The 12493-nt window shown below is 62.0% G+C and carries 10 protein-coding genes; 7 read left to right on the forward strand and 3 right to left on the reverse strand.

What is annotated here, in order from left to right; all coding sequences use genetic code 11:
• The first annotated feature begins 53 nt into the window (after positions 1-53).
• From J8C06_RS14620 to J8C06_RS14650, 7 genes are all read left to right on the forward strand, one after another.
• Entirely contained in the window at positions 54-1070 is a 1017-nt protein-coding gene (locus J8C06_RS14620) for an alpha/beta hydrolase (RefSeq protein ID WP_211430159.1), read from the forward strand.
• Complete coding sequence (locus J8C06_RS14625) at positions 1027-1866, forward strand: hypothetical protein (protein ID WP_211430160.1); 840 nt, start codon at positions 1027-1029, stop codon at positions 1864-1866. Before J8C06_RS14620 ends, J8C06_RS14625 begins: the two co-directional genes overlap by 44 nt.
• 20 nt (positions 1867-1886) lie before the next feature.
• Complete coding sequence (locus tag J8C06_RS14630) at positions 1887-3155, forward strand: glutamate-5-semialdehyde dehydrogenase (protein ID WP_211430161.1); 1269 nt, start codon at positions 1887-1889, stop codon at positions 3153-3155.
• Positions 3156-3249: 94 nt separating this feature from the next.
• A complete protein-coding gene (locus tag J8C06_RS14635) occupies positions 3250-4458 on the forward strand; it encodes an acetyl-CoA C-acetyltransferase (protein ID WP_211430162.1) in 1209 nt (402 codons plus the stop codon).
• Between the two features lie 16 nt (positions 4459-4474).
• The gene (locus tag J8C06_RS14640; RefSeq protein WP_211430163.1) at positions 4475-6607 is read left to right on the forward strand and encodes a 3-hydroxyacyl-CoA dehydrogenase NAD-binding domain-containing protein; all 2133 of its coding nucleotides are present in this window, start codon (positions 4475-4477) and stop codon (positions 6605-6607) included.
• 48 nt (positions 6608-6655) lie between these two features.
• Complete coding sequence (locus J8C06_RS14645; RefSeq protein ID WP_211430164.1) at positions 6656-7999, forward strand: PP2C family protein-serine/threonine phosphatase; 1344 nt, start codon at positions 6656-6658, stop codon at positions 7997-7999.
• 418 nt (positions 8000-8417) lie between these two features.
• Positions 8418-9176: a hypothetical protein gene (locus J8C06_RS14650; protein ID WP_211430165.1), complete on the forward strand. Its 759-nt coding sequence runs from the start codon at positions 8418-8420 to the stop codon at positions 9174-9176.
• A gap of 50 nt (positions 9177-9226) precedes the next feature.
• On the opposite strand, the gene J8C06_RS14655 is transcribed toward J8C06_RS14650, so the two are convergent.
• From J8C06_RS14655 to ggt, 3 genes are all read right to left on the reverse strand, one after another.
• Complete coding sequence (locus J8C06_RS14655; RefSeq protein WP_211430166.1) at positions 9227-9535, reverse strand: DUF4388 domain-containing protein; 309 nt, start codon at positions 9533-9535, stop codon at positions 9227-9229.
• Positions 9536-9545: 10 nt separating this feature from the next.
• A complete protein-coding gene (locus J8C06_RS14660; RefSeq protein ID WP_211430167.1) occupies positions 9546-10475 on the reverse strand; it encodes a response regulator in 930 nt (309 codons plus the stop codon).
• Between the two features lie 181 nt (positions 10476-10656).
• Positions 10657-12435 carry a gamma-glutamyltransferase gene (gene ggt, locus J8C06_RS14665; RefSeq protein WP_246602125.1) on the reverse strand — a complete coding sequence of 593 codons (1779 nt, stop codon included), beginning with the start codon at positions 12433-12435 and terminating at the stop codon, positions 10657-10659.
• Positions 12436-12493 lie beyond the last annotated feature (58 nt).

Consider the following 12493-nt stretch of genomic DNA (forward strand, 5'->3'; position numbering starts at 1 on the left):
GAAACGAGGCGTCAGATACGAGGAGTCAGGTACGAGGAGTCAGGTACGTAACTATGGCAAGTTGGCAGGCGGCTGCGCTCTCGCGCGTCATCGCCCTTCAAATCAAGCGCAAGCCAACGTCGCGCGCCGATGAAGCCCACATCGTACGCCAAGCGCGCCAAAAGCTGGGACACATGCCGGGCTATGTGCTGCCGCCGATCCCCGACGGGTTGCACATTCGCCCCGTCGCCTTTGCCACCCTGGATGGCGATGCCGCGCGCGGGGAGTGGTTGACCTGGAAAACGGACTACCCAACGGCGACGGTGCTTTATGTGCACGGTGGTGGCTACGTCACGTGCTCGCCGCAGACGCATCGTCCGATTACGGTGACGCTTGCCACGCTACTGCGTGGACGGGTCTTCGCGCTGGACTACCGCCTGGCGCCCGAGCACCGCTTTCCAGCCGCGCTTGACGACGCAGTAGCGGCTTACCGCTGGCTGGTGGAAACCCAGGGGGTGTCACCCAACCGGCTCATCATCGCCGGGGACTCGGCTGGTGGCGGCCTTACCGTTTCAACGCTGGTTCGACTGCGTGAGTTGGGCGTGCCGCTGCCGGCCGGGGCAGTGCTTTATTCGCCCTGGACCGACCTGGCCGGCACGGGCGACACGCTCGAAACGAATACTGAGCGCGACGTGATGTTTTACGGCGCGGGCATCCGGCTGGCGGGACGCATCTATGCCGGGGACACGCCCCCCGACCATCCATTGGTATCACCACTCTACGCCGACCTGCGCGGACTGCCTCCACTGCTCGTTTTTGCCAGTTCAAGTGAAGTCCTGCTGGATGATGCCCGCCGGCTAGCCACGCGCGCGGGCGAGGCCGGCGTTTCTGTCGCCCTCCACATTGAAGCCGACCTGCCGCATGTGTGGCCACTCTTTTGCCGTCTCATCCCAGAGGGTCGGCGAACGCTGGCTCAAACCGCGGCCTTTGTGCGGCGTGTCATTAATCAAGTCCCACCCCCCGCATCCCTGTGGTCAGAGTCCTGTCATGACAACCGCATCGCTTCGCGCGCTATTGTCGCATCTCATTGATTACGCCGGACTTTTTCCGCCCGCCGCGGTTGATTTGCCAACGGCGATCAAGAACTACCAGCGTGACCGCGCAACCGGCGACGCCTGGATGCTCGGCGCGTTCGTCTTGCCAATCAGCCGAGCCAGGGACGTTCCGGCGACCCTGGCTGACACGGCGGCGTCACTGCCATTGAGCTTGTTGGTCGGCCCCGATGATCTGCCGCCGCCTGACCTTCAGGTGGTTTCGGTCGAAGCCAAGACCAACGATCCGGCCGTTGTCCGGCAACTGGTCGAGCGGTGGCAACCGGCCATGGTCTTCATTGAACTCAACCCGGCCGATGAACGCGAGGTGATGTGGGCCACCCTGCGCGAACTCGGTGCAGGAGCCAAAATTCGCACCGGCGGCGTCACGGCCGACGCCTTTCCCGCGCCGGAAACGGTTGTGAACTTCATCGTGCGGGCAGCCGACTGGCGCGTGCCGTTCAAGGCCACAGCCGGGTTGCACCATCCCATACGCGCTGTTCACCGACTGACCTATGACATCCACAGTCCGCAGGGGGTGATGCACGGCTTTTTGAATGTCTTTCTGGCAGCCGCCTTCGCCTGGCACGGCATGTCGCCGGATAACGTCGAGCGCGTGCTGGCCGAAGAAGACGTAGCCAACTTTCAGTTTACCGACGCTGGCGTAAGCTGGCACTGTCAAACCTTGACTACTGAGGCCATTCGAGCCGCGCGGCGGGAGTTCTGTCGCTCGTATGGCTCCTGCTCCTTCGATGAGCCACGCGCCGACCTCCGCGCGCTGGGTCTTTTGCGCTAAACCATTGCGCGCGCTGCCCTATGCTTGACCTTCGCCCAATGATGACCGCCGCCAAAGCCGCCAGCCGCCAAGCAGCGGTGCTTGACACTGCGGTGAAAAACCAGGCGCTCCTGGCCCTGGCCAACGCCATCGGGGCCCGTCGCGCCGAACTACAGGCAGCGAACGCGGAAGATTTGGCCGCCGCCGAACGGGCCGGACTGCCCGCCCCGCTGCGCGACCGGCTCGCGCTGACCGATTCAGTTTTGGCCGCGATGGTGGACGGGCTGCGTGACATTGCGGCGCAGCCGGACCCCGTTGGCGAAATCGGCGAACTCCGGCGCCGCCCAAACGGCCTGTTGGTCGGACGCATGCGCATCCCGCTGGGCGTCGTGGCCATCATTTACGAATCTCGTCCAAACGTGACGGTGGATGCGGCGGCGCTCTGCCTCAAGGCCGGGAATGCCGTTGTCTTGCGCGGCGGCTCCGAAGCCTTCCACTCCAACCAGGCGCTGGGACGGCTCATGGGCGAAGTCTTGGAACGGCTGGGACTGCCACCGGCGCTTGTGACGGTGATTCCAACGCCCGACCGCGCCGTGATGGCCGAACTGCTGAAGCTCGACGACCTCGTTGATCTGGTCATCCCACGCGGAGGCAAGGAACTCATCCGGTTTGTGGCCGAACACTCGCGCATTCCGGTCATCAAGCACTTCGAGGGCGTGTGCCATACCTACCTCGACGCCAGCGCCGATCCGGAGGTGGCCGTTCCGGTTGTCGTCAACGCCAAGGCGCAGCGGCCGGCAACGTGCAACGCCACCGAAACCCTGCTCATTCATGCGGCGGCCGTGGAAACCTGCCTGGTGCCGGTCATCCAGGCGCTCCTGGCGGCAGCCGTTGAGATTCGCGCCTGTGAACGCACGCGCCAGGCCTTGCGCGCGCACGGCGTGACGGCCGAGCGCATCGTTCCGGCCCAGGCTTCGGACTTCGGCTGTGAGTTTCTGGACCACATTCTGGCCGTCAAGGTCGTTGACGACTATGCGGCCGCCGTGGCGCATATCCAGACCTACGGTTCCAGCCACACCGAAGCCATCGTCACCCGCGATCATGCCACGGCCATGCGCTTCATTCGTGACATTGGCTCATCAACCGTCATCGTCAACGCCTCGACACGCTTTGCCGACGGACAACAGCTTGGTCTCGGCGCCGAAATTGGCATCAGCACGACCAAGCTCCATGCCTTCGGCCCAATGGGGGCGCGGGAACTCACAACCCAGAAGTTTGTCGTTTTTGGCGAAGGGCAGACACGTACTTGATGGACTGGGAGGCATGCCCAGTTTCGTGCGCTTTCGGGCTTGGTGTACGATGCCCCAGACTTGGCTATTCTAACCACAACAAGAGGTTGTTTTGATGACGCGCGACGCCTTCATTTTCGATGCGATTCGCACACCGCGCGGGCGCGGCAAAGCGTCCGGGGCGCTGTATGAGGTCAAGCCCATTGACCTAGTGACCCAGCTCCTGCGCGAGCTGCAACGGCGGCATGGCTTCAACACCAGTGAAGTTGACGACATCATTCTCGGTTGCGTAACGCCCATCGGCGACCAGGGGGCCAACCTTGCCAAGACGGCGGCGCTCTACGCCGGCTATGCCGAAACGGTTGCCGGACAACAAATCAATCGCTTCTGCGCCTCTGGACTGGAAGCCGTCAATCATGCCGCCATGCGGGTGCGGTCCGGGTGGGAAGACCTGGTGATCGGTGGCGGCGTGGAGTCCATGAGCCGGGTTCCCATGGGTTCGGACGGCGGGGCAATGATGCTGGACCCACAGGTGAGCGCTAGGCTGCGCTTCGTGCCCCAGGGCATCGGCGCCGACCTGATTGCAACCCTGGAAAACTTTTCACGTGAGGACGTGGACGCCTACGCGCTACGCTCGCACCAGCGCGCGGCCCGGGCCACGGCAGACGGCTACTTCCGGCGCTCGCTCGTCCCCGTCACCGACCTGAACGGACTTCAGCTTCTCGACCGGGACGAACTCATCCGCCCGGATACGACGCTCGACGCGCTGGCCCAACTCCAACCGTCCTTTGCCCAGATGGGCGAGCTTGGGTTCGATGCCGTCGCGCAACTGCGCTATCCCGGCGTCGAGCGGATTCGCCATGTTCACACGGCGGGCAACTCGTCCGGCATCGTGGACGGAGCGGCGCTGGTCCTGGTCGGAAGCCGCGACAAGGGTGACGCGCTCGGCCTCAAGCCCCGCGCCCGCATCGTGGCGGCCGCCGTCACCGGCAGTGAACCGACCATCATGCTCACCGGTCCGCTGCCGGCCACGCGCAAGGTCCTGGCCAAAGCCGGGATGACCATTGCTGACATTGACTTGTTTGAGGTCAACGAGGCCTTTGCGTCGGTCGTCCTGAAGTTTTCCCGCGACATGGACGTTGACCCCGAAACGATCAACGTCAATGGCGGCGCGATTGCCATGGGGCACCCGCTGGGCGCGACCGGGGCGATGCTGCTCGGAACCGCGTTGGATGAGCTGGAACGGCGCGACAAGACAACCGCGCTCATCACGCTGTGCGTTGGCGGTGGCATGGGGATTGCCACGATCATCGAACGGGTTTGAACCAGAAAGGAAGTCTATGGCGTTTCGGTACGAAAAGGATACGGACAACATCGTCACCATCACGATGGATATGCCGAATCGGTCGGCAAATGTCATCAATGCGGAGTTCAACAACGCGCTTGCGGATGTGTTCACCCAGCTCAAGGCAGAAAGCGAACTGACCGGCGTGGTCATCACCTCGGCCAAGAAAACCTTCCTGGCCGGGGCCGACCTGGAACCCATGCTGGACGTCCGCGATCCGGCGGCGTTGTTCAATGAAATCCAGCAGGTCAAGCGCATCTTTCGCGGCATGGAAACCTTCGGGAAGCCCTTTGTGGCCGCCATCAACGGCGCGGCCATGGGTGGCGGACTGGAGCTGGCGCTCGCTTGCCACTATCGCGTCCTGCTTGACCGCCCGGACGCCCAGGTGGGACTGCCGGAAGTGACTCTGGGGCTGATTCCAGGCGGCGGCGGCGTCACCCGGATGACCCGCATGCTGGGGCTGGAGACGGCACTGCCGCTTCTGACCGAAGGGAAGCGTTTGTCGCCGGCCGAAGCCAAGGCGTTGGGGGTCGTCAACGAACTGGCAGCGACGCCCGAAGAACTCATGGCCAAAGCCAAAGCCTGGATTCACGCCAACCCGCATCCCCAGCAACCCTGGGACACCAAAGGTTATCGGTTGCCGGGCGGCGACCCACGGACGCCGAAAGTCGCGCAGATGATCGCCGCCGCGCCGGCCGTCCTCCTGAAGAAAACCCGTGGCAATTTCCCCGCCCCGCTGGCCATTCTCAGTGCGGCTGTAGAGGGCGCGCTGGTGGACTTCGACACCGCCGACCGCATCGAATCACGCTACCTAGCGAACGTGGCGACCGGACAAGTCGCCAAAAACATGATCACGGCCTTCTGGTTTCAGCTCAACCAAATCAACGGTGGCGGCAGTCGCCCGGCCGATGTGCCACCGGCGAAATTTTCCAAGGTTGGCATTCTCGGCGCCGGCATGATGGGCAGCGGCATTGCCTACGCCTGCGCGACCGCCGGGTTATCGGTTGTTCTCAAGGACACCACCCAGGAGCAGGCCGAAAAAGGGAAAGCTTACACAGAGAAAGTGCTCCGTCCACGGATCGAAAAAGGACGGATGACCGAAGCCCAACTGGCCGAGACGCTGGCGCGGATTCATCCAACGACCAACCCGGAAGACCTGCGTGGCTGCGAACTCATCATCGAAGCCGTTTTTGAGGATCGCGCCGTCAAGCGCGATGCCACCCAGGAGGCCGAAGCCCGGTTGGAGCCGACGGCAATTTTTGCTTCCAATACCTCGACCCTCCCCATCACCAGCCTCGCCCAGGTTTCTGAACGGCCGGAAAACTTCATTGGGCTGCATTTCTTCTCGCCGGTGGACAAAATGCCGCTCGTGGAAATCATCGTCGGGGCAAAGACGTCACCGGAGACGCTCGCCCGCAGCTTTGATTTCGTTCGGCAGATCAAGAAAACGCCCATCGTCGTCAATGATAGTCGTGGCTTTTATACTTCGCGCGTTTTCGGCACCTACACGTCCGAAGGCTTGACCTTGCTGGCCGAGGGACAGGCGGCAAGCGTGATCGAACAGGCCGGGCTACAGGCCGGGATGCCGGTCGGCCCACTGGCCGTCTCGGACGAAGTCAGCCTCAAGCTCATGCAGTACGTCCGGCAGCAAACCGAGCGCGACTTGGCAGCGGAGGGCAAGCCGATTCCCGACCAACCATCGAACCGCGTCCTGGACGCGATGCTCGCCCAGGGACGCGCTGGCAAGGCGGCCAAGGCTGGCTTTTACGAATATCCGCCCGAAGGCAAGAAGTTTCTCTGGCCGGGACTGCGCGAGCTGTTTCCACCCCAGGCCGCCCTGCCCTTTGAAGACATCCGCGACCGGTTGCTGTTCATTCAGGCGATTGAAACCGTCCGCTGTCTCGAGGAAAATGTGCTGCGTTCGGTGGCGGACGCCAATCTGGGCAGCCTGTTCGGTTGGGGCTTCCCAGCCTATACCGGTGGAACGCTACAGTTCATCAACGGCTATGGCATTCGAGCGTTCGTCGAGCGCGCGCAAGCGTTAGCGACCAAGTATGGCTCGCGCTTTGCGCCGCCGGCCCGGCTGCTCGCCATGGCCGAAGCCGGTGAATCGTTTCCAACCCTCTAGCTCACGGCAGGACGCCGGGCAAGCCGGCGTCCGCCTACTTCGACGTTCATGACCAATCATCCGGTCATCGTATTGACCATTGGCGTACCCGAACGTGTCTTGAAGGACCTTGGGCAGGCTTTTGGCTCGCGCTTCAGCTTCATTGCCGTCCCGGACGAAACGGCCCTGCGTGACCAGCTCAACCAAGTGGCGGCTCCGATTGTTTTGTGTGGCAACCTGCCTGGGCCAGCGTCTGGGGAAGCCATCGTGGGTCAACTCGCGACGTGGCACAAGGCGGCGCAGGGCATTCTCTTGATTGAGGCTGACCGGGTGGTCAACACGCTGGGGACGCCCGACGCGCTCCGGGATTTTCGTTACATCAGCTTGCCGCTGGATGTGTTTGCGGCCCGTCAAACCCTTGAAGCGGCGGCCGACATCGCGGCGTTGCGGCAGGAAAATCGCTCGCTTATCAATGACTTGGAGCGGTATTTAGCCACCTTGCGGGGCGCGTCCGAGGACCGCGTCAAGCAAGTCGCCCAGGAGCGCGACGAGTACCGGCGTCAGCACATCCGCATGCTTGATAGCATTCGCAACGCCGAACGTATCCAGCGCGCCATTTTGCCGTCAGAAGCGAAGTTGGACGCGATTATTACCCAGTATTTTCTCATCTATAAGCCACGCGACATCGTGTCCGGTGATTTTTACTGGACGCACATCGTCAAGGATGAAGACCGAATGGTGTTTTACCTTGCCGTAGCGGACTGCACGGGGCATGGCGTTCCGGGGGCCTTTCTTTCGATGGTGGGAACTACCTTGCTCAACCAAATCATTGCCCAAAACCCCTGGCAGTCGCCGGGCTCTATTTTAGAGCAGTTGCATGATGGCGTGCTGAACTCGCTGCGCCAGACGAGCCGGCGGCTCGATATTGACGATGGGATGGAGATTTGTCTCTGCCGACTGCAAGGCGTCAATGTCACGTTTGCCGGAGCGCGCCGACCGCTCTACATTGCCTTGCAGGATGACAACCGCCGGTGGCGGCTTGAAGAAATCAAAGGTGACCGCCGCACGATTGGCGGGGGACGGCGACGGGAAGGGTGGCAATATACCGATCACGACCTCGAAGTTCCGCTCGGGTCCATGCTCTACCTCACGACTGATGGCTTTGCCGACCAGTCCAACCCACAGTCGGAGCGCTATGGCGCGCGGCGACTGCGCGACAAGCTACTTGAGTTGGCGCCGATGACCTGCCTGGGTCAGCGCTTTGCCCTCGAAAAAGAACTCAGTCAGTTTCAGAAGGATGAGCCACAGCGGGATGACATGACGATCTTTGGCATACGCGCACCGATTATGTCAGCGGCGGCACTCCAGCTTCCATCTGGCGCGTTCAGCGTTACTGGAAACCTCATCCTTTAGCCAGCCGGCGTCAGCAAGCCAGGCAACCCACACCACGGCAGTCAAAACACGCCATCCGTCCGCTTGCCCAAGGTTTACGCCAGCGGTTTAGCCAACGGCCGGATGGCCGCGCGGCTACCCACGCCCGTGCGGCACCGGCCGCCAGGTGACCGGACGAGAACGCGCGACGAATAAAAAGCTTTACAGTCCTGTAACGCGCGACGTAACATTACCGCCACTCTATAGAAAAATCGAGTTTCGGTTGCGCCTCAAGCAATACTCTTTTCTTGAGCGTGGCCGGCCGGTGATTGACGAGGAATAGGCGATGTCGTGGATGAGGTTAGTCACGGTTGGATCGTGCTTGTTGCTCGTTTCCCCTACCAACCTATGCGTGGTCCAACCAGCTTGGGCACAACAGAGCGGCATTGCGGATAATGAATTGCCAGCCGCCATCAAAGCGCTCCGAAGTGAAATCGTTGCCCTTCAGGGCGAGCTATCCAGCTACACAGCCGGGGTGCAGGGTGGCGACAAAGCCCGCCGGGGCAAGGGGTTCGAGACCTATCAGAAACAGTTTTCTGCGCTTGGTGGCAAAATTTCGAGCTGTCGTGAGCGGTTGCAGTATTTTCACGAGCAAGTCACAAGACTTTACCGCACAATGCCAAACTCATCGCTCTACACCGCCGCGCGGCAGGCCTATGCCGATGCCAAGAACGACTTTGACGCGCTGGCCTCGAACTACACCAGCGCTCCCCGCCCAGAAACGATGCAAGTCGCTGAAATCCGGGTCATGGATGGGCGTCTCACTCGGCATCTAACGCGCACGGCCCCTGAACCGGCCGCGACCAAACCTGAGCAAAGTGTGGGGCAAGCCATCCTTAAGGCAGACGACATCCGTTACATTGGGAAATTCGACTCGGTTGAAGTCTATCTCGTCACGATCAAGGACACGGCGCACTACGTCCTGACCGGCATGCGCGAGCGAGTGATTAACCAAGATGGTGCTGTCACCGAGATCGTACGCCAAACGATTCTTTACTCAGAACCCTTCCCATCCAAACAAACCATCGGACGCCAGACCGATCAGCACTTCGAGAGTGTGCTCCAGCAAAAATTCAGCCTGCTTTCGGACGACCAAAACGTAGCCGATCTCATTTTGGAAGAGTTGCTCAAGGCGCGAAGCTACGCGCGCGCCGAGTAGCCATCCGATTTGGCTCCAGCGCCGCCAATATGAACGCGGTCCCCGCGACTCTACCCCTTGGAAGAAAGCCTTAGCGCCCGCTCGGCCAACGCTGCCCACGAAAGTTCCATGGTTAGATAGGGCGGGTAAAAGTTCGGCACGAAACGGAAGTTCCCCTCGCGCCATTGCAGCAACGCCAAAAGCGCCGGTTCTCCGGTCAGGGTGTCGAGCGTGGCGTGCGTGACGCAGCCTTTATCAAAGTACATCCACCCACGTTGGTTTGGTCGCGTCAGTTCAAGCGCCGCCGGACGGCGCGCGCAACAGAGGATTTGGGTGAGCGTGAGCAAGTCGAGGTCAATCAGGTTTCCAGAAGTTGGCACAGATTTTCGGTTATTCCTTGAGATGGCGCCGAATGTTGAGCACCAACTCTTCAGTCTTGAACGGCTTGGTCATGTATTGCACGGCCCCGGCCAGCCGGCTCTGGACCTTGTCGAGCAAGCTTTCCCGGCTCGACAACATTACGACCGGAATGGCGGGCCGCGCTTTCAAAGCGCGAATTTGCCGACAGAGCTGGTAGCCGTCCATGCCACCGGGCAGGGCGACATCCAGCACGACGAGGTCAGGCGTCACTTCCTTGAGTTTGGCCAGGGCCTCATAACCATCCGCGGCCGTGATGACACGGTAGCCACTCCCTTCGAGGGCCTGGGTAATTACCCGCCGCACGGTGAGGCTGTCATCCACCGCTAAAATAATCTTGGACGCGGAGTTAGGCTCTGGGAGGCGGTCTTTCGACTCGTCGGTTTGAGTCAATGCAGGCTTTGGCGGCGCGAGGGGTGGCGGGGGACTGGCCGCCGGGGGAACGCTGACGGCTGGCATAGCCTGGACCGTCGTCGCGGCTTGCGGCCGGGATGGCGTGGCGCGGCGGTCTGGCGAAACCGATGGCAAATTGTCAACCGTCGGCTGGTCTGGCGATGGGGTGAAGCGATGCGCCCCGGTCGAGCGGACCGGGGTTTGCAGCTCTGCCGATGGTGGCGACAGCCGGGAGGTGACGGCCGGCGGCTGATCCTGCAACTGACGAATTTTGTCGAGCCATTCCTGCGCTTGGCGGTTTGCCGGATTGATACCCAGGACCTTGGTCAAGCACCAGGCGGCGTCTTTTGGCGTCAGGGAAACCGAGGCGCGCCACATCCAGGCGACTTCACTGCCAGGGTCGGCCTCGGTCACTTCAATGAGGAGGACCCGCGCCCGCGCCTTGTCACCAGCCTTGGCCGCCTCGATGGCTTGCTGAAGAAGGTCTTGAAGTTCGATGGACGACAACATGGCGTCTCGTGTCGCGTCTGAATAGAACGCCTTGACGGAATCGGCTCCACAACAACCAACGGTGACGCGCGCGCGCTCCAGACAAACTACCAAAACCGAACCCTTGGCTGCCTATTGGTACAGCCTGATTGTATGGCGGATGAGGCGGAGTACGCAACGCTCCTGTTCTGGACAAGCGCGGCTAATAACCAGCCGCTTGTCCATCCTTGCGTGACTCCGACGCGCCGTAGTACACGCCTTGTCCGGCGTCCCACCGGATGGCCTGATAACCTCCGTAGTCCCCGACGGCGAAGCCAACGCGGTGGCCCGTCCGCACCAGCTCGCGCACAACCTCGTACGCGAAACCGGTTTCCAGTGTCACCGTGCCGACGCCAGAAGCCCGTTCACCAGTCGGCTCGGAAGAGCCTTGATGGTCAATCCGGGGCGCGTCGCCCGCTTCCTGAAGGTTCATCCCGAAGTCAATGAGGTTGACGAGAATCTGGACGTGGCCGAGCGGCTGAAACCCGCCGCCCATGACACCGAAGCTCATCCAGGGTTGGCCGTCCTTGGTGACGAAGGCTGGGATGATGGTGTGAAACGGTCGCTTGCCGGGGGCGTACACGTTGGCGTGACCTTCCTCCAACGCAAACATTTCGCCCCGATCCTGAAGCATGAAACCCAGGCCGTCCGGCACCATGCCAGACCCCATCCCGCGGTAGTTGCTCTGGATCAGTGAAACCATCATGCCGTCCCGGTCGGCGGTCGTCAGGTAAATCGTGTCGCCCGCGCGCAACGCCGGCTCACCGGCCGCGTAGCGCGCGCCAGCGCGATCCGGCTGGATGAGCTTGCGACGTTCGGCGGCGTAGGCTTTTGACAGCAGCGCCTCAACCGGAACCTTGGCAAAATCCGGGTCGGCATAAAATTTGGCGCGGTCTTCAAAAGCCAGCTTTTTGGCCTCGACGAAATAATGGATGTGCTCCCGACTGCCAAAACCAAACTTGGATAGGTCGTAACCTTCGAGGATGTTCAGCATTTGTAGCGCAGCAAGGCCCTGCCCGTTTGGCGGCAGTTCCCAGACATCATAGCCGCGGTAGTTGGTCGAAATCGGCTCGACCCAGGTCGAGCGGTGCGCGGCCAAATCGTCCGCGTCCAAAAAGCCGCCCTGCTTGGCCATGAAGTCGGCAATGGCGCGCGCGATGTCGCCCTTGTAGAACACATCACGTCCCCCGGCGGCAATTTTCTCCAGGGTGGCCGCCAACTGAGGGTTGCGGAAAACCTCGCCTTTGCGCGGCGGCCGACCACCCGGCGCGTACACCGCCATGACGTTTGGAAAGCGCGCCAGTGCCGTCACGTTTCGTTCCAGGTAATAGGCAATCAGCTCGGAGACCGGAAAACCCTCGCGGGCATAGGCCACCGCCGGGGCGAGGATTTCCTTCATCGGCAGCCGGCCAAAACGTCCATGGAGTTCAAACCAGCCGTCCACACACCCCGGCACGCTCACCGGGAGTGGGCCGTACGCGGGAATCCGGGTCAGGTTGCGCTGCCGGAACACATCGAGGGTCAGGCGCTTGGGAGACCGACCGCTCGCGTTGAGACCGTGCAGGCGTTTTGTTTTCGGATCCCACACCAAGGCGAACAAATCGCCACCGATGCCGCAGCCGGTTGGCTCGACCACCCCCAGCACGGCGTTGGCGGCAATCGCGGCATCCACCGCCGAACCGCCCCGGCGCAACACATCCACGGCGACCTGCGTTGCCAGCGGTTGGCTGGTGCAGGCCATACCGTTGCGCGCAATGACCTCCGAGCGCGTGGCAAAGGTCCGCCCCGTGATGCGGTCAGAGGCCGCATGGTTTCCAGTGGTCGCGCCGGCCGCCGGCGCGGCGCTTCGGCTGCCGGCCGGGCCTCCGGCCACTGCCAGGACAAGGCAAGCCAAGCTCATCAAAACCGCCGTGACGCGACCTGGCCAACGTTTCCATACCATAGGCTCACTCCATCGCGTGGCGGCTGACCGCCACGCATCAAAAAATAGCCGTTGACAT

Origin of the sequence: Chloracidobacterium validum, from assembly GCF_018304825.1 — a bacterium.
Classification (GTDB): Bacteria; Acidobacteriota; Blastocatellia; order Chloracidobacteriales; family Chloracidobacteriaceae; genus Chloracidobacterium; species Chloracidobacterium validum.

What these genes read in the sequence shown, in the direction of transcription:
- J8C06_RS14635 (WP_211430162.1), top strand. Translation starts at nt 3,250, where the DNA reads ATGACGCGCGACGCCTTCATTTTCGATGCGATTCGCACACCGCGCGGG.
- J8C06_RS14630 (WP_211430161.1), top strand. Translation starts at nt 1,887, where the DNA reads ATGCTTGACCTTCGCCCAATGATGACCGCCGCCAAAGCCGCCAGCCGC.
- J8C06_RS14640 (WP_211430163.1), top strand. Translation starts at nt 4,475, where the DNA reads ATGGCGTTTCGGTACGAAAAGGATACGGACAACATCGTCACCATCACG.
- J8C06_RS14660 (WP_211430167.1), bottom strand. Translation starts at nt 10,475, where the DNA reads ATGTTGTCGTCCATCGAACTTCAAGACCTTCTTCAGCAAGCCATCGAG.
- J8C06_RS14645 (WP_211430164.1), top strand. Translation starts at nt 6,656, where the DNA reads ATGACCAATCATCCGGTCATCGTATTGACCATTGGCGTACCCGAACGT.
- ggt (WP_246602125.1), bottom strand. Translation starts at nt 12,435, where the DNA reads ATGGTATGGAAACGTTGGCCAGGTCGCGTCACGGCGGTTTTGATGAGC.
- J8C06_RS14625 (WP_211430160.1), top strand. Translation starts at nt 1,027, where the DNA reads ATGACAACCGCATCGCTTCGCGCGCTATTGTCGCATCTCATTGATTAC.
- J8C06_RS14620 (WP_211430159.1), top strand. Translation starts at nt 54, where the DNA reads ATGGCAAGTTGGCAGGCGGCTGCGCTCTCGCGCGTCATCGCCCTTCAA.